We start from the raw sequence: 16,853 nt of genomic DNA, 5'->3' as shown, positions 1-16,853 counted from the left end.
CTTTCCGTCAGCTGCTGAGACAGAGCGGGCCGTCTGTACCCACTTCCGATCCGGTTTCGTGATCAACTCGTTTGACCCTGCATGACCGGGTCATCACCGTCCGCACCCGAGCCCGAACCCCTCGCCGCCCTGCCGCTGCTCGCGGAGGCCGGTGTCAGCGTCTACTGGGTCCCGCTCGACGGGCGGACGGCCTGGGTGGCCGACGCGGACACCCGGCAGGTGTGGATCTCCCGCACCGTCCCGCGCGAGGGGCTGCTGCACTGCCTCGTCGAGGCCCTGACGGTGATCGACCAGGGTGTCGCGCCGTCGGAGCCCGGCGGGCCGGGGCTGCGCCTGGTCCACGACGGCGAGCCCGTCGAGGACGCCTCGGTGCCCGCGCCGTCGTTGCGGCTGCTCCGCGAGGGCTGAGCGCGCCGGGTCAGTCCGAGGAGCTGCCCGACGACGATCCGGAGTCGCTGCTCGAGGAACCGGAGTCGCTCGACGACCACGAGTCGCTGCCCGCGGAGCCGGAGTCGCTCCACGAGCCGGAGTCCGACCAGCCGCCGTGGTCGTGGTGCCCGTGGTGATGTCCGTGGTGCCCGTGGTCGAACGGACCTGGGTCGAACGCCGGGTGATGGTGCTGGTGGTGGCCCGGCCAGTACTCCCACGTCGGGTCGGGCCAGGGGCCGGCACCGCCACGTACGCCGCCGAACCCTCCCGCGGGACCGCGACCGCCGCCGGCGACCCGGAACCCGCCCGGTCCGGCGCCCGACACGACGCTCCGGGCGACACCGGCCATCGCGACACGGAACCGCGAGCGCGCGTAGGTGATCACGGCGAGCACGGTGAGCATCGTGCTCAGGACGAACGCCAGGACGGCGGCGAGGAACCAGCCGGTCGGGATCGACGTCACCGTGATCACCGCCGTCACGAACGCCAGGACCGCGACCACCTCGACGGCCACCGCCACACCGAGCAGGAGCCGCACACGTCCCGGCGGTGACGCAGCGTCGAACGGGGAGCTCATGATGGGGGAGTATTGCCCTGTTCGGCGCATCTGGACAAGACACGCTGTAGCCGACTCTCGGTGTGTCAGCGACGTGCCGTCGCGGACACTCAGCGTCCGTGACGGCACTTTGTTGACACATCCCCCGCCCGCTCCACCGCGCAGGGGAGGTCGCGGCGCGGCCGGGTTCCTAGCGTCGGGAGGAGCCGACGCCGAGGAGACCCCGTGACGACGACAGCCACGCCGACCACCGTGCCGACGACCGCCACCGACGGGCTGCGCGCCGCCACCGCGGCGCTGGTCGCGGACGGGCGGGGCGTCCTCGCCGCCGACGAGAGCCCGTCGACGATGTCGCAGCGGCTGAAGGCCGTCGGCGTCCCGCCGACCGAGGAGCACCGACGCGCCTACCGCGAGCTGCTCGTCACCGCCGAGGCGCTGGCGACCGACGTGAGCGGCGTTATCCTCTGCGACGAGACGGTGCGCCAGCGCCTCGCCGACGGGCGGGCGTTTCCCGTCGCGATCGCCGAGGCGGGCCTGGCCACCGGGATCAAGGTCGACACCGGCACGGAGCCGTTGGACGGCGCCGACGACGGCGAGACGATCACCCGGGGTCTCGACGGGCTGGCGGAGCGCGTCGCGGAGTACGCCGTGCTGGGTGCGCGGTTCGCGAAGTGGCGCGCCGTGCTGCACCTCGGCGCGGGCCGGCCGTCGAGCCGGGCGCTCGAGGCGAACGCCGAGGCGCTCGCCCGCTACGCGCGCACCTGCCAGGACGGCGGGCTCGTGCCGATCGTCGAGCCCGAGCTGCTCGCGGCGGGCGGGCACCGCCTCGAGGTCTGCGCCGCGGCGACCGCCCGCACCCTCGCGACCCTGGCCCGCGCACTCGAGGCCCACGGCGTCGACCCCGCCGCGATGGTGCTCAAGCCGAACATGGTCACGGCGGGGGAGGGCTCGCGGGCGCCCGCGGGGCCGGGCGAGGTCGCCCGCGCGACCGTCGACGTGCTGCGCGCGACGATGCCGACCGACCTCGCGGGCGTCGCGTTCCTCTCCGGCGGCCAGTCGTCGGAGACCGCAGCGGCGAACCTCGCGGCGATCCGTCGTCGCGGCGGCCCGTGGCCCCTCACGTTCTCCTTCGGCCGCGCGCTCGTCTCACCCGCCCTGCACGCCTGGCGCGGTGACCCCACGCGGGTCGGGGACGGCCGAGCGGCCCTGCTCCGGGAGATCGAGCGGGTGACGTCCTAGACCCCCCGCCACCCGAGCTCCTCGTCCTCCAGCAGGTGGCGGACGAGGAGCTCGGTGCTGGCGGTGGCGTCGGGGTGGGTCACGACGTGCCAGGGCCGGGAGAGCGGCACCCCGGGCACCGGCAGCTCGACCAGCGCGCCGTCGGTGAGCAGGCGCCCGACCCCCTCGCGCGCCACGAGCGTCACCCCGAGTCCGGAGCGCGCCGCGGCGATGGTCGCCCCGTGAGAGCCGAGGACCAGCTGCGGCGGGTCGCCCGGCAGGTCCTCGAGCAGGGCGGTGAGCGTGGCGCGGATGCCCGAGCCCGCCTCGCGCAGCAGCCACGTCGCCGTCGCGGGATCGAACGCGGTGGCCGCCGAGGGTGCGCCGACGACGGTGAGGGTGTTGGCGCGCCGGGCCCGCACGCGCGCGTCGAGGTCGCTCGGCGGGCTCCCGGCGACGACGACGTCGACCTCGTGGTGGCGCAGCATCGGCCACACCGTGGCGCTCGGGGCGACGTCGACACCGAGGGTGACGTCGGGGTGGCGGGCGCGGAACGACGCGAGCAGGGCGGGCAGGAGGTGCTCGCCGGCCGTGGTGACCGCGCCGACCCGCACGTGCCCGTGCTCGGGATCCGCCTCGCCGCGAGCGGCGGCCGTGGCCTCGTCGAGCAGGCCGAGGATGCGCCGGGCGTAGCCCGCGTACCGCGCGCCGGCGGGGGTCAGGCGCACCCCGCGCCCCTCCTTCTCGAGCAGCGCGACGCCGACCTCCTCGCCGAGCGCGCGCACGGCCGCGGAGACCGTGGACTCGGTGACCACCAGCGCCGCCGCCGCCCCGCGCACCGACCCCCGGTCGGCGAGCGCGACGAACGCCCGGAGCCGCGCGGTGGTGGTCACCCCCCGAACCTATGTGAGCAGTTGGCGCCCCTATAGGGGCGCCAACTGCTCACATCGCGGCTCACGAGCGGTGGCCGCCGGCGAAGACGCGGGAGGCGCGGAGGTCGGCGTCGGTGAGGGTGGTGAGGTCGGCGAGGCCCACCGACCGGGACGCGCCCTCCCCGAGCCGGCGGGCCTGGCGCATCCGCGCGCGGTCGAGGGCGTTGCGGACGCTGCGCGCGCCCGCGAACCACTCCTGCTCGCGGCGCAGCGCCAGGTACTCCTTCAACGCGACGGCGGCGTCCGGCGAGAACCCCAGCCCCTGCTCCGACGCCATCCCCTCGGCGATCGTCACCAGCTCGTCGGTCGAGAAGTCGGGGAAGTCGACGTGGTGGGCGATCCGGCTCTGCATCCCCGGGTTGGCCTCGAAGAACGTCGCCATCCGGTCGCTGTAGCCGGCGAGGACGACGACGAGGTCGTCGCGGTGCTCCTCCATCGCCTGCAGCAGGATCTCGATGGCCTCGCCGCCGTAGTCGCGCTCGTTGCCCGGCCGGTGCAGGTAGTAGGCCTCGTCGACGAACAGCACGCCGCCGCGGGCCTTGCCGACGATCTCCTTGGTCTTCGGCGCGGTGTGCCCGACGTACTGGCCGACGAGGTCGTCGCGGGTCGCGGTGACGAGGTGCCCGCGGCGCAGGTAGCCCAGGCCGTGCAGGAGGCCGCCGAGCCGCTGGGCGACCGTGGTCTTGCCGGTGCCCGGGTTGCCCGTGAAGCACATGTGCAGGGTTGGGCGATCGGTCGTGACCCCGAAGCGCTCGCGCACGCGGTCGACGACCAGCAGCGCCGCGAGCTCGCGCAGCCGCTCCTTCACCGGCGCGAGCCCGATCAGCTCGCCGTCGAGGGCGTCGAGGACGTCGTCGACCCCGGCGTCGCGGCGGATCGCGTCGAGGTCGACGGTGTCGTCGGGCCCCAGCGTCCCGGGATCGGCGGGCTCGGAGGGTTCCGGGTCCGCGACGGCCGGACGGGAGGACCGCCCGCCCGTCGCGAACGACACCCGCGTGCCGTCAGCCCCGGCCATGTCCGTTCCCGTTCCCGTTGCGGGCCGCGGGGACCGACGGGGCGTAGCGCGACCCCGCCGGTCGCTCGGTGGCGTAGGGGTGGATCGAGTAGTGGACCTGCCGGTCCGCGCCCTCCTGGCGGTCGACGCGGAAGCCGGGCTCCTCGCTCGGCCGGTTGACCAGGAACGACAGCGCGACGGTCTGCCGTCCCAGCGAGGCGTCGTAGGCGTTGACCCGCACGTAGTGCTCCGGGTGCTCCTCGCGGCAGGCGCGCACCTCGTCCAGCACGGCCGCGGGGTCCTGCAGGTCGAACAGCGGCAGCCCCCACATCTCCCAGTAGGTGTTCCGGGGGTGCGGGTCGTCGGTGTACTCCACCGAGCAGGGCCAGCCGTGCTCGAGCGCGTAGGCGATCTGCGCGGTGATCTCGTCGTCGGTCAGGTCGGGCAGGAACGAGAACGTCCCCTGGGTGATGCGCACGGGAAGCTCCTCAGGAAGGGGTCGCGACGGCGTCGACGGTGTCGGTCGAGGCGTAGTCGAAGGTGACGTCGCCCCAGGTCGACAGGGCCATGTCCAGCGGCTTGTTGCGCTTCGCGGCGGTGCGGAGGATCTCCGGGCCCTCGGTGAGGTAGTCCCGGCCCTCGTTCCGCGCCTTGATCATCGACTCGACGGCGACGCGGTTGGCCTCGGCGCCCGAGGCGATGCCCATCGGGTGGCCGATGGTGCCGCCGCCGAACTGCAGGACGGTGTCCTCGCCGAGGTGGTGCAGCAGCTGGTGCATCTGTCCGGCGTGGATGCCGCCCGAGGCGACCGGCATCGTCGCGGGCATCGAGACCCACTCCTGGTCGAAGTACAGCCCCTTCGACGGGTCGGCGGCGTAGCTGCCCTTCCGGAGCACGTCGTAGAAGCCGTGGACCGACGCCGGGTCGCCCTCCAGCTTGCCGACGACGGTGCCGGCGTGGATGTGGTCGACGCCGGCCAGGCGCATCCACTTCGAGATGACGCGGAAGCTCACACCGTGGTTCTTCTGGCGCGTGTAGGTGGCGTGCCCGGCGCGGTGCAGGTGCAGGATCACGCCGTTGCGCCGCGCCCACTTCGACAGCGACTGGATCGCGGTGTATCCGACGGTCAGGTCGACCATGACGATCACGCTGCCGAGCTCGCGGGCGAACTCGGCGCGCTCGTAGATGTCCTCCATGTCCGCGGCGGTGACGTTGAGGTAGTGGCCCTTGACCTCGCCGGTCTCGGCCTGCGCGCGGTTCACCGCCTCCATGCAGGCGAGGTAGCGGTCGCGCCAGCGCATGAAGGGCTGGGAGTTGATGTTCTCGTCGTCCTTGGTGAAGTCGAGGCCGCCGCGCAGGGCCTCGTAGACGACGCGGCCGTAGTTGCGGGCCGACAGGCCCAGCTTGGGCTTGGTGGTGGCGCCGAGCAGCGGGCGGCCGAACTTGTTGAGGTACTCCCGCTCGGTCACGATCCCGTGCGGCGGGCCCGGGAACGTCTTGACGTAGTGCGGCGGGATCCGCATGTCCTCGAGGCGCAGCGCCTTGAGCGGCTTGAAGCCGAAGACGTTGCCGATGATGGAGCTGGTCAGGTTCGCGATCGACCCCTCCTCGAAGAGGTCGAGGTCGTAGGCGATGTAGGCGATCCACTGCCCCTCGACGCCCGGGACGGGCTCCACGCGGTAGCACTTCGCCTGGTAGTGGTCGAACGTCGTGAGCCGGTCGGTCCACACGACGGTCCACGTCGCGGTGCTGGACTCGCCGGCGACCGCGGCGCCCGCCTCTTCGGGCGGCACGCCGTCCTGCGGCGTCACGCGGAACGCGCAGAGCAGGTCGGTGTCCTTGGGTTCGTAGTCGGGCTGCCAGTACCCCATCTCCGCGTAGGGGATGACGCCCGCGCTCCATCGATCGGCCATGGACGAAGCGTGCGGCCCGTCGCTGCGCAGGACAATCAAGTGTTGGCGGCGGACTCTTCGCTCATCGACGAAGTGTCGAGCGGGGCGGTGACCGTCATGGTCGTCCCCGTGCCCGGCCGCGACGTGACCCGCACGGTGCCGCCGACGAGCTCCGCGCGCTCGCGCACCGAGGCGAGGCCGTGCCCGCTGCCGTCGCGCTCGGCGACCTCGAACCCGATGCCGTCGTCGACCAGCTCGAGGCGCACCCCGGCGCCCCCGGTGGACAGCCGCACGGTCACCTCGCCGGCGCGGGCGTGCTTGAGCACGTTCTGCAGGGCCTCCTGCGCGATCCGGTACAGCGCCACCTCGACGTGCTCGGGGAGCCGCTGCTCGTCGAGGTCGAGGACGGCGCGGACGTCGGGCAGCCCGCGCGCCAGCGCCGCGAGCGCCCCCGCGAGCCCGAGGTCGTCGAGCACCGGCGGGCGCAGCGCCCCGATCGCCGCGCGGGCCTCGTCGAGAGTCGTCAGCACGAGGTCGCAGGCCGTCCCGAGGTCCGCCCGCGCCGCGGCGGCGTCGTCGCGACCCAGCAGCGTGCGGACCGCGTCGAGGTGGAACGACAACGTCACCAGACGCTGCGAGATGCCGTCGTGGATGTCGCGCGCCAGGCGCTGCCGCTCGGCCTCCTGCGCGGCGACCATCTGCTCGGCGAACCGGCCGTGCGCCTCCTCGCGGGCGGCGAGACGGCGGTGCATCCGCGCCTGGTGCAGCGCCCCGGCGACGAGGCGTCCGATGGCCAGCAGCACGCGCACGTCGCGGTCGTCGAACTCCCGGCGCGCGACCGTGTGCACGTTGAGCACCCCGGCGAGCCCGGCCGGCTCCGACTCCATCGGCACCGAGAGCATCGAGGTGTACCGCTCGCCGCGCAGCGACGGGATCGCGACGTAGCGCGGGTCGGCGTGCTTGTCGTCGGGGATGACGACCGGCGCGCGGTGGCTCGCGACCCAGCCGGTGACGCCGGTGTCGAGCGGCAGGTGCACCTGCCCGACCTGCGCGTCGAACGGCGGCGTCGCGCCGGCGAGGGTGAGGGCGCGCTCGGTGTCGTCGAGGACGTGCACGAAGCAGACGTCGGTCGCGGTCGCCTCGGTGATGACGCGCGCGACCGCGGCGGCGAGCGGTTCGACGCCCGGCCCGCTCGTCGCCGCCTCGATGATCGCCAGCAGGACCGCGTTCTCCCGTTCGGGATCGGCGAGCCCGAGGCCTCTCGTCATGGGTCCAGCTCCCGCTCCGCTTCGTGTCCCGGCGTGCTCACCGGAACACCCCTTCCCGCAGCGCCGCCGCCACCGCCGCGGTGCGGTCGGCGACCTGCAGCTTGCGCAGCAGCGAGCGCACGTGGCTCTTCACGGTCTCGTCGCCGATCACCAGCTCGGCGGCGATCGCGCGGTTGCTGTGGCCCGCGACGAGCAGCGCGAGCACCTCGCTCTCGCGCTGCGTGAGACCCAGGTGCGCGCCCGGCCAGAACTCGTCGCGCTCCAGCCGCGCCGCCGACGCCGCCGCGCGCCCCGCCATCGTCGCGTCGACCACCGTCGTGCCCGCGGCGGCGAGCTCGAGGTGGCGCACCAGCTCCTCGCCGCCGATGTGCTTGAGCAGGTAGCCCGACGCCCCCGCCCGCAGCGCCTGGTAGAGGTACTGCTCGTCGTCGTAGACCGAGAGCAGCACGATCTTCTGCCCGGGTGCGCGCTCGCCGAGGCTGCGGCACAGGTCGAGCCCGCTGTCGCCGCGCAGGCGCACGTCGCACAGCACGATGTCCGGGGCGAGGGACAGGGCGACGTCGAGGGCCGTCGCGGCGTCGTTCGCCGTCCCGACGACGCGGACCCGCCCGGCGAACGGTGCGAGCATCGCCTTGAGCCCGGCCACCACCATCTCGTGGTCGTCGACGAGCACCACGCGCAGCGGTGCGGCGGGGCTCATACGGCTCACCCTAGGTCGGCTCTCCCCCGAACAACCCCCCGTCACGGGGGAGAAGGGGGACGCGACGGCTCCCTAGCGTCGCCCGGGTCGAGAGGAGGCCTCGTGCCCGACAAGTCCCTGCGCATGCGCCGTGCGGGTTCCGCACCGGCGCGCCGCCCGGTGATGCTCGCGATCGCCGGGGACAGCGCCGCCGGCAAGACGACGATGACCCGCGGACTCGTCGAGGCGCTCGGTCCCGAGCGGTGCGTGTCGTTGTGCACCGACGACTACCACCGCTACGACCGGGAGGAGCGCAAGGACCTGCCGTTCACCGCGCTCCACCCCGACTGCAACCACCTCGAGATCATGGAGCAGCACCTCCAGCTGCTGGCGACGGGCGCGCCCGTGCTCAAGCCGGTGTACGACCACACGACGGGCGAGCTCGTGCGCCCCGAGCTGGTCGAGCCCGCGGAGTTCGTCATCGTCGAGGGGCTCTTCCCGCTGTGGAGCAAGCTCTCGCGGGCCTGCTTCGACGTCACCGTCTTCCTCGACCCGCCCGAGGAGATCCGTCGCGGCTGGAAGGTCGCCCGGGACACGAGCAAGCGCGGCTACTCCGAGGAGAAGGTGCTCGCCGAGCTCGAACGTCGCGAGCCCGAGTCCGAGGCCTTCATCCGCCCGCAGCGCGCGTCCGCCGACCTCGTCGTGCGCTTCGCCCCGATCGAGAGCCGCGACGACCCCGAGGACACCCCGCTGTCGGCGACGATGATGATGCGCCCGACCATCGACCACCCCGACCTCACCGAGGCCCTCCAGCCCGGGCTCTCCCGCGCCATGCACCTCAAGCTCGAGCGCGACCCGGACGGTCGGCCGGTCGAGTCGCTGCACGTGCACGGGTACGTCCCACGGGAGGAGAGCCTCGCGGTGGAGAAGGCGATCTGGACCTCGCTCGGCACGCCCGACACCGAGACCCCGGAGTGCCTCGGACGGCTCGGCGACGGGCGCAGCGAACCGCTGGCCATCGCGCAGCTGCTGCTGCTCTACCACCTGACGGACGCTGCCCGGTGAAGGCTGTCGTCTTCGACGTCGACGGCACCCTCGCCGAGACCGAGCGCGACGGGCACCGGGTCGCGTTCAACGAGGCCCTTGCCGCGCACGGCGTCGACCTGCACTGGGACGTCGCGCGCTACCGCGAGCTGCTCACGATCACCGGCGGCCGCCCGCGCCTGGCCGCCGACCTGCGACGGCACGGGGTCGACGACGCCGACGAGGTCGCCGCGCGGGTGCACCGCACCAAGACCGAGCTCTTCGTCGACGTCGTCCGCCGCGGCGTGATCGCCCCCCGGCCCGGCGTCCCGGAGCTCGTCGACGACCTGCGCGCCCACGGCGTGCGGATCGCGATCGCGACGACGGGCCGGCGGGCGTGGGTGGAGCCGCTCGTGCGCCACCTCGTCGGGGACGTCGAGGTGACCGTGTGCGGCGACGACGTCGCCGCCCTCAAGCCCGACCCCGAGACCTACCTCCTGGCGCTGTCGCGGCTCGGTCTCGACGCCGCGCGGGTGGTCGCCGTCGAGGACTCCGGGCCCGGGCTCGCGGCCGCCCGCGCCGCCGGCCTCGCGACCGTCGTCGTCACCAACGACGACACGGTCCACCACGACGTCCGCGGCGCGGCCCTCGTACGGGAGGCCTTCGACCGGCCCGCGCCGCTCACCGCCGCCGATCTCGCCGACGCGCTGACGGGCGCCCGCGCGTAGCGGGCGCCCGCCGGCGTCGGAGCGGCACTCACCACCCCGACGTGCCCGTCGAGGTGCCGGTGCTCGACCCGGTGCCGCCGTCGGTCGTGCCGGTGCTGGTCCCCGTGCTCGTGCCGGTGCTGGTGCCCGTGCTCGTGCCGTCGGTGCCCGTGCCGTGGCCGTCGGTGGTGCCGTGGTCGCCGGCAGAGCTGCTGGTGTCGCGGGTGCGCGGCGGGTCGAGGCGCGGCGTGGACGTGGAGGTCGTCGTGCGTCGCGTGGTGGTGGTGGTCGTCGTGGTCGGCGCGGTCTCGGCGACGTAGACGGTGGGCGTGTGGGTGGTCGTCGTGGTGGTCGGGGTCTCGCTCGCCGGCGGTGGCGGCGGGACGGTGATGACGGGACCCGGTGCGGCCACGGCCGGGGCCGCGGCACTCGCCAGGGCGATCGCCCCGCCGCCGAGGGCGCCGAGGGCCAGCACCGCGGCGGCCAGACCCGTCGCCAGCCCGCGACGGCCGGGCCGCGCGCCGCGGGCGTGCCCGGCGTCCGTGCCGAGCGCGACCGGCGCCGCGACCCGGGTCGGGGTGGGGGCGGAGATCGGGCCGGAGCCCGGGCGGGAGATCGGGCCGGAGACGGGGGTGGGGTTCGTGACGGGGCGCGGGGGCGCGGTGATCGGGCCGCTCGGGACGCGGTCGGCGGTGGAGGCGGACGGGCGGGCGGGCACCCGGGCCGGCGTGCTCGACGACAGGCTGACCATCCGGGTCGCGCCGTCCTCCCGGAAGCGGGCGGCCAGGCGGGCCGCACCGAGGGCGACGGCGTGCTCGGGCTCGGGGTCGACGGCGACCGGGCGGCCCACCGCATCGGCGAGCGCGGCCGCGGCCGTGCCCATCCGCGTCGACCACCCGGCGAGGATGACGGTGTCGAGGTCGGCCGCCGTGAGCCCCGCGCTCGCGAGGCTGCGCGTGAGCCCGGCGACGACGATGTCGTCGCCCGGCTGCGCGCCGACGGGGTGCGGGCGCGACTCCGGGCGCCCGAGGATCGTGAACCCGCCCTCGCGGTGCACGAGGACCGTGACGTCGAGGCTGTCGCCGCCGACGCCGACCACGGCGAGCACCGCCCCGTCGCGCAGGCCGTCCTGCGCCGCGTACTGACGGGCGACGGCCTCCGGCTCGCTGACCAGCGCGACCTTGCCGAGGCCGAGGGTGTCGGCGACGACCGCGAAGGCGTCGCGCTCCGGGGCGCCCCAGGTCGCCGGGTGCGTCAGGACGATGCCCGCCGGCGCGCCGCCCTCGCGCTCGGCGACGCGGTCCACCACGCGGCGCAGCAGCACGCCGAGCAGCGCGCTCGCGGCCATCGGCGCGCCGTCGACCGTCATCGGCATCGGGTCGGTCAGGCGCGCCCGCATCCCGCTGGCGGCGCCGGCCCCGCCGGCCGCGGCGTGGCGCACCGCCGCGTCACCGACGAGCGGTGGGCCCTCCGGTCTCCAGACCAGGACCGACGGCATGGCGGCGCTGTGCTCGCCGAGACCGACGACACCGACACGACCGGCCCGGTGGACGGCAGCGGTCGTGCTGCTGGTGCCGAGGTCGACACCGAGGTGGTAGGTCATCGCGGGCTCCGTGGACGCTGGTCGGGCGGGGTGTCCAGAAGCCTCGTGCGCCGCGGTCGCGCCGGGAGTGGGGCAGACCCCACCCCGGGTGGGTGCGCGCCCCCGATCTGTGGTCGTCCCGACCGTCCCGCGCCGGACGACTACCGTGCGCGGCGTGCTGGGCGACCCCGTCGTGCTCGGCGGGCGCACCGCGCCCAGCCGTGTGCTGTTCGGCCCGCACGTCACGCACCTGGCCGACCCCGCTCGTCCCCGCGCGCTGTCCCGGGACCACGTCGCGCACTACCGGGCGCGCGCGGCCGGCGGCGCCGGCGTCGTCGTCACCGAGGTCGCGTCCGTCGTCGCCGACGACCACCCCTACGAGGACGCGCCGCTGGCCGCGGCCTGCGCCGACGGGTGGCGCGACGTCGCCGACGCCTGCCGGCCGTACGGCACCCTCGTGCTCGCGGGCCTCGGGCACGCGGGCGGCCAGGGCTCGTCGGCGTACACGCGCGGGCCGCTGCACGCGCCCTCCCCGGTGCCCGACCCGGCGAGCGGGGAGGTGCCGGCGGCGCTCTCGGCGGACGGGATCGCGGCGGTCGTCGACGGGTTCGCCTCCGCCGCGGGCGCCGCGGTGGCCGCCGGCTGCGACGGCGTCGAGGTGGCGGCCGGGCAGCACGCGCTGCTGCGGCAGTTCCTGTCGGGGCTGACCAACCACCGCGACGACGCCCACGGCGCCGACCGGGCGCGCCTGCTCGTCGAGGTGCTCACCGCCGTGCGGGCCGCGGCGGGCCCCGACGCGGTCGTCGGGCTGCGCCTCGGGGTCGACGAGCTGGCGCCGTGGGCGGGGATCACGCCGGCGGACGCGTCGTCCGTGCTGGCGCGGGTGGGCGGGCTCGTCGATCTCGTCGTCCCCGTGCGCGGCTCGGCGCTCTCGGTCGGCGCGACCCGGCCCGACGCCCACACCGCCCCGGGCTTCCTGCGGCCGACCTGCCGTTCCCTGCGCACGGACGGGGTGGCGACGGTGCTCGCGGGCAGCGTCGTCGACCCGGTGTTCGCGCTGGACGTCCTGGAGTCCGGCGACGCCGACCTCGTCGAGATGACCCGCGCCCAGCTCGCCGACGCCGACCTCGTCGCCCTGGTCCGCGCGGGCTCGCCCGTGCGCCCGTGCGTGCTGACCAACCAGCAGTGCCGCGTGCGCGACGTCCGCAACCCGCGCATCTCCTGCACGGTCGCCGCGCCCGAGGTCCCCGAGCGGGTCGTGCCCCGGCGGGTGGACCCGGTGCTCGTCGTCGGGGCGGGGCCGGCCGGTCTCGAGGGCGCCCGGACGCTCGCGCGCGGCGGGTGCGCCGTGCGGCTGGTGGAGCGCGACGACGCCGTCGGGGGCCTGCTGCGGCTCGTGGCGGGTCTGCCGGGGCGCGAGCGCTTGGCCGACCTGGTCGCCTGGTACTCCGGAGAGCTCGCGGCGCTGGGGGTGACGGTCGCGCTGGGGACGGTCGCCGACGTGCCCGCCGACGGGCGGGTCCTGCTCGCGACCGGCGGCGTCGACCGCCCGGGGCGCGGCACGCCGATCGCCGCGGCCCTGCGCGACGGGCTCCCGCCCGGCGCCGTGGTCGTCGACGACCCGCTCGGCGACGGCGCCGCGGTCGCCCTGGCGGAGCGGCTGGCGGCCGAGGGGCGGGAGGTCGCGATCGTGGCGCCCGGCGTGCTCGTCGGTCCCGGCCTCGCGCGCACCGGCGACCTCGTCGAGGCCCAGGCCCGCCTGGCCCGGGCCGAGGTGCGGCGGGTGACGGAGGCGCGGGTGTCGGCGTGGTCGGGGTCGTCGGTCACGGTCGCCGACGTCGTCACCGGCGCGACGACGACCCTGCCCGCCGCGGTGCTCGTCGACGCCGGGCCGCGGCGTGCCCTGGCGGACCCGCCGGAACGCCCCGACCTGCACGTCGTCGGCGACGCCGTCGCCCCGCGGACCGTCGCGGAGGCGGTGCGCGAGGGCCGGGCGGCGGCGCGGGAGCTGCTGTCGTGACCGGTCTCGGGGACCCGGTCCGGCTCGGGCCGCTCGCGGCGCGGAACCGGCTCGTCTTCCCCGCCCACCTCACCAACGCGGCGGTGGCCCGCCGGCCCACCCCCCAGCACGCCGCGTACTACGGGGCCCGCGCGGCGGGCGGGGCGGGCCTGGTGATCACCGAGGAGCAGTCGGTCGACCCCGCCGACCGGCCCTACGAGAAGCTCGTCGACGGCACCGACCCCGCCGTCGTGCCCGGCTACCGGGCGATCGCGGACGCCGTGCACGCGCACGGCGCGCTGGTGCTCGCGCAGCTCGGGCACAACGGCGGGCAGTCGTCGTCGCTCTACTCGCGCGCGCCGATCGACGGCGTCGACGACGAGCCGGACCCGATGTTCCGGGAGGTGCCGCGGCCGCTGTCGGCGTCCGGTCGGGAGCGCCTGGTCGCCGGGTTCGGCCTGGTCGCGGCGCACGTGGCGGCCGGGGGCCTCGACGGCGTCGAGGTGCAGTGCTCGCAGGCCTCGCTGATCCGCCAGGTGTTCTCGGCCGAAGCCCGCGTTCCGCGCGGCAGCTCCGCTGCGCTGCGTGCCGCCCCGCCGGAGGCGCTGCCGTTCCTGCGCGCGGTGCTGTCGGCGGTGCGCGCGGCGGTCGGGCCCGACCGGGTGGTGGGCGTGCGCCTGCAGGGGGACGAGGGCTTCCCCGGCGGGCTCTCGGCGTCCGACGCCGCCGCGGTGGCCCGGGAGGTCGAGCCGCTCGTCGACTACGTCAACACCGCCGTCGGCGTCGCCACCCGCACCCTGCCGCTGATCGAGCCCCCGATGGGCGTGCCCGCGGGGTACGCGTCACACGTGCCGTCGGCGGTGCGGGCGGCAGTGTCGGTGCCCGTGATCGGTGTCGGGCGCTTCACGACGCCGGAGCAGGCGCTCGACGCGGTGCGCTCGGGGTCGTGCGACCTCGTCGGCGTCGTGCGCGGGCAGATCGCGGACCCGGAGTTCGCGGGCAAGGCCCTGCGGGGCGAGCGTGTGCGCCGGTGCCTCGGGTGCAACCAGGAGTGCATCGCGCGCGTCGGCGTGAACCAGCGTCTGGGGTGCGCGGTGAACCCGGCGGCGGGGCGCGAGGGGGTCGCAGCGAACGGGTATCTCGCTGCTTCTCGGCGCACGAAGTCCCCGTTCGCGGCGCGCGTCCTCGTCGTCGGCGGGGGTCCGGCGGGTCTCGCGGCGGCGGTCGCCGCGGCGCGGGACGGGCACACGGTGACGCTCGCCGAACGCTCCGACGTGCTCGGCGGGCAACTGGCCCTCGCCGCGCGGGCGCCGGAACGCCGGGAGCTGGCGAACGTCGTCGCCGACCTGGCGTACGAGGCGCGCGCGGCGGGCGTCACGGTGCGGCTGCGCCACGAGGTCACCGAGGTCGCCGGTGTCGACGCGGTGGTGCTGGCGACCGGCGCTCGCCCGGCCCTGCCCGGCTGGGCCGCGGGGCTCGCGCGCGTCGTCGACGTCACCGACGTCCTCGCCGGCCGCGTGGCACCGTCCGGGCGGGTGCTCGTCGTGGATGCGGGGCGGGGGCACGCGGCGACCTCGACCGCGGAGCTCCTCGCCCGCCGGGGCGCGGCGGTGACGACGGTGACCTCGGCGCTCGTCGCCGCCGGCGACCTCGCCCCGACCCTGGACCGCGAGCGCTGGCGCCGACGGGCGTTCGATCTCGGGATCGCGGAGCTCACCGACCGGGTGGTGCTCGCCGCGCGGGAGGGGCTGGTCCTGGACGTGCTGCACCACCTCACGGGCGAGGTGATGCCGGTCGAGACCGACTGGGTCGTCCACGCCGGCCCGCCGTCGCCGGTGGTGCCGTCGCTGGACACGGACGTCCCCGTCGTCCGCGTCGGCGACTGCGTCGCCCCCCGCGACATCGACGCCGCCGTCCGCGAGGGCTCGGCGGCGGGCGCCTCGGTACGTGAGCGAACTTCGGTGCTATAGCACCGAAGTTCGCTCACATACCCTCGGCGGCGTGGAGATCGCGGGGGCGCGGTGGGCGGAGTGCGAGGACCTGGCGGTGCTGGTGGTGCCGGTCGGGGCCACCGAGCAGCACGGACCGCACCTCCCGCTCGGCACCGACACGACGGTCGCCGCCACCGTCGCGGCCCGCAGCGGCTTCCCGACCGCCCCGGCGCTGCCCTACGGCGCCTCCGGGGAGCACGAGGGCTTCCCCGGCACCGTGTCGATCGGCACCGAGACACTCGCCGCGGTGATCGTCGAGCTCGGCCGCTCCGCGTGCCGTTTCGCGCGCCGCCTGGTGCTGGTCAACGGGCACGGCGGCAACGTCGGCGCGCTGCGGGTCGCCGTGCCGATGCTGCGCGCGGAGGGCCGCGACGTCGCCTGGTTCGCCTGCGGCGTGCCGGGCGCCGACGCGCACGCGGGGCGCCACGAGACCGCGGTGATGCTCTCGCTCGCGCCCGGCGACGTCCGCGAGGACCTCGCCGCGCCCGGCAACACGGCGCCGCTGCGCGAGCTGATGCCGGCGATCACGGCCGGGTCGGTGCGCGACGTGAGCCCGTCGGGCGTGCTCGGCGACCCGACGGGGGCCACGGACGGCGAGGGCGCCGAGTCCGTGGCGGTGATGGTCGCCGCGCTCGCCGGCGCCGTCGCCGACTGGACGGTGGACGAGGCGACCGGCCGGCTCACCTGAGCCGCTGCGCCACCGCCGCCGCCAGCCGGTCCGCGGCGCCCTCCGCGTGCCCGAGGAACAGCGACGGCTCGGCCAGCTCGACCTCGAGCACCAGCGGGCCGTCGGCGCCGGGCAGCAGGTCGACGCGGGCGTAGAGCGGCGCCGCGCCCAGGTGCGCGGTCACGTGGTCGAGGACGCGGGCCGCCACGTCCGTCTCGGCGGGCGACGGGTCCCGCGCGGTGATGTCCTCCGCGGCGAAGAGCCCGTCGACGAGACCGGCGCCGCGCGTCAGCAGCGCGCCCTTGCGCACGGCGTGGGACGCGACGCCGTCGAACGCGACGACCGCCGTCTCGCCCACCTCGTCCACGGCGGGCAGGTAGGGCTGCACGAGCACGGGACGCCCGGCGTCCAGCAGCCTGCGGACGTGCCCGGCCGAGCGCGCCGTCTCGTCCGCGCCGCAGCGCAGGGTGTCCTTCGAACCGGCCGACACGCACGGCTTCACGACGTGCTCGACGGCGCGGAACGGGTGGCCGTCGGGGTCGCCCCCCGGCTCCACGATCGCCGACGGCACCACCGGCAGCCCCGCGTCAGCCAGCTCGAGGAGGTAGTGCTTGTCGGTGGTCCAGGCGAGCACGGCCGGCGGGTTGTACAGCCGGGTCCGGCCCGCGACCTCGTCGGCCCACGCGAGGAACGCGGTCCGGCGCAGCGCGTAGTCCCAGGTCGAGCGGACGAGGACGAGGTCGACGGCGTCCCAGGCGACCTCCGGGTCGTCCCAGACCGCGGGCCCGGCGTCGAGACCCCGCGCGCGCAGGCGGTCGCGGAGCAGGAGGCCCTCGTCGTCGAGGAGACCGGGGACCTCACGGCTGGTGGCCAGGGCGACGCGCGGCATTCCCTCATGGTCCCGTCGGCGGGCGTC

Annotated in this window: 16 protein-coding genes; 7 read left to right on the top strand and 9 right to left on the bottom strand. The window is 75.9% G+C overall.

Annotated elements, in window-relative coordinates:
- Positions 1 to 81: 81 nt before the first annotated feature.
- Positions 82 to 408 carry a hypothetical protein gene (locus QSK03_RS09120; RefSeq protein ID WP_285650724.1) on the top strand — a complete coding sequence of 109 codons (327 nt, stop codon included), beginning with the start codon at positions 82 to 84 and terminating at the stop codon, positions 406 to 408.
- Positions 409 to 418: 10 nt separating this feature from the next.
- Here QSK03_RS09120 and QSK03_RS09115 read toward each other — a convergent pair whose 3' ends face one another.
- Positions 419 to 1,006 carry a hypothetical protein gene (locus tag QSK03_RS09115; protein ID WP_285650721.1) on the bottom strand — a complete coding sequence of 196 codons (588 nt, stop codon included), beginning with the start codon at positions 1,004 to 1,006 and terminating at the stop codon, positions 419 to 421.
- Positions 1,007 to 1,210: 204 nt separating this feature from the next.
- Between QSK03_RS09115 and QSK03_RS09110 the strand changes: the two genes are divergently transcribed.
- Positions 1,211 to 2,224: a class I fructose-bisphosphate aldolase gene (locus QSK03_RS09110; protein ID WP_285650719.1), complete on the top strand. Its 1,014-nt coding sequence runs from the start codon at positions 1,211 to 1,213 to the stop codon at positions 2,222 to 2,224.
- Here the strand turns inward: QSK03_RS09110 and QSK03_RS09105 are convergent.
- The 6 genes from QSK03_RS09105 to QSK03_RS09080 form a co-directional block, all read right to left on the bottom strand.
- Positions 2,221 to 3,096, bottom strand: a complete 876-nt coding sequence (locus tag QSK03_RS09105) for a LysR family transcriptional regulator (RefSeq protein ID WP_285650717.1) — start codon at positions 3,094 to 3,096, stop codon at positions 2,221 to 2,223. The two genes, QSK03_RS09110 and QSK03_RS09105, sit on opposite strands and share 4 nt — an antisense overlap.
- Positions 3,097 to 3,157: 61 nt before the next feature.
- Positions 3,158 to 4,150 carry an AAA family ATPase gene (locus tag QSK03_RS09100; protein WP_285650715.1) on the bottom strand — a complete coding sequence of 331 codons (993 nt, stop codon included), beginning with the start codon at positions 4,148 to 4,150 and terminating at the stop codon, positions 3,158 to 3,160.
- Positions 4,137 to 4,607 (bottom strand): ribulose bisphosphate carboxylase small subunit, encoded by a 471-nt coding sequence (locus QSK03_RS09095; protein ID WP_285650713.1) that lies wholly within the window; start codon positions 4,605 to 4,607, stop codon positions 4,137 to 4,139. Before QSK03_RS09095 ends, QSK03_RS09100 begins: the two co-directional genes overlap by 14 nt.
- A 10-nt stretch (positions 4,608 to 4,617) precedes the next feature.
- Entirely contained in the window at positions 4,618 to 6,042 is a 1,425-nt protein-coding gene (locus QSK03_RS09090; RefSeq protein ID WP_285650711.1) for a form I ribulose bisphosphate carboxylase large subunit, read from the bottom strand.
- A 35-nt stretch (positions 6,043 to 6,077) separates the two neighbouring features.
- Positions 6,078 to 7,289, bottom strand: a complete 1,212-nt coding sequence (locus QSK03_RS09085) for a GAF domain-containing sensor histidine kinase (RefSeq protein ID WP_285650710.1) — start codon at positions 7,287 to 7,289, stop codon at positions 6,078 to 6,080.
- Positions 7,290 to 7,326: 37 nt separating this feature from the next.
- A complete protein-coding gene (locus QSK03_RS09080; protein ID WP_285650708.1) occupies positions 7,327 to 7,989 on the bottom strand; it encodes a response regulator in 663 nt (220 codons plus the stop codon).
- Positions 7,990 to 8,091: 102 nt separating this feature from the next.
- Between QSK03_RS09080 and QSK03_RS09075 the strand changes: the two genes are divergently transcribed.
- Both QSK03_RS09075 and QSK03_RS09070 read left to right on the top strand, forming a co-directional pair.
- Positions 8,092 to 9,033: a phosphoribulokinase gene (locus QSK03_RS09075; RefSeq protein ID WP_285650707.1), complete on the top strand. Its 942-nt coding sequence runs from the start codon at positions 8,092 to 8,094 to the stop codon at positions 9,031 to 9,033.
- Complete coding sequence (locus QSK03_RS09070; protein ID WP_285650706.1) at positions 9,030 to 9,719, top strand: HAD-IA family hydrolase; 690 nt, start codon at positions 9,030 to 9,032, stop codon at positions 9,717 to 9,719. The genes QSK03_RS09075 and QSK03_RS09070 overlap by 4 nt, the downstream gene beginning before the upstream one ends.
- A 28-nt stretch (positions 9,720 to 9,747) precedes the next feature.
- Here QSK03_RS09070 and QSK03_RS09065 read toward each other — a convergent pair whose 3' ends face one another.
- Entirely contained in the window at positions 9,748 to 11,301 is a 1,554-nt protein-coding gene (locus tag QSK03_RS09065) for an Hsp70 family protein (protein ID WP_285650704.1), read from the bottom strand.
- 154 nt (positions 11,302 to 11,455) lie between these two features.
- Between QSK03_RS09065 and QSK03_RS09060 the strand changes: the two genes are divergently transcribed.
- From QSK03_RS09060 to mftE, 3 genes are read left to right on the top strand one after another with little or no spacing between them, the layout of a single operon-like run.
- Positions 11,456 to 13,300, top strand: coding sequence for an oxidoreductase (locus QSK03_RS09060; RefSeq protein ID WP_285650702.1), 1,845 nt, complete (start codon positions 11,456 to 11,458; stop codon positions 13,298 to 13,300).
- Positions 13,297 to 15,249, top strand: coding sequence for an oxidoreductase (locus tag QSK03_RS09055; protein WP_285650701.1), 1,953 nt, complete (start codon positions 13,297 to 13,299; stop codon positions 15,247 to 15,249). Before QSK03_RS09060 ends, QSK03_RS09055 begins: the two co-directional genes overlap by 4 nt.
- A 31-nt stretch (positions 15,250 to 15,280) precedes the next feature.
- Entirely contained in the window at positions 15,281 to 15,958 is a 678-nt protein-coding gene (gene mftE, locus QSK03_RS09050) for a mycofactocin biosynthesis peptidyl-dipeptidase MftE (RefSeq protein ID WP_285650699.1), read from the top strand.
- Here the strand turns inward: mftE and QSK03_RS09045 are convergent.
- Positions 15,951 to 16,826 carry an ATP-grasp domain-containing protein gene (locus tag QSK03_RS09045; protein WP_285650697.1) on the bottom strand — a complete coding sequence of 292 codons (876 nt, stop codon included), beginning with the start codon at positions 16,824 to 16,826 and terminating at the stop codon, positions 15,951 to 15,953. The genes mftE and QSK03_RS09045 overlap by 8 nt on opposite strands.
- Positions 16,827 to 16,853 lie beyond the last annotated feature (27 nt).

This window comes from Actinomycetospora sp. NBRC 106375, from assembly GCF_030269665.1.
GTDB lineage: Bacteria > Actinomycetota > Actinomycetes > Mycobacteriales > Pseudonocardiaceae > Actinomycetospora.
This window is presented reverse-complemented; position numbering and strand designations above follow the sequence as displayed.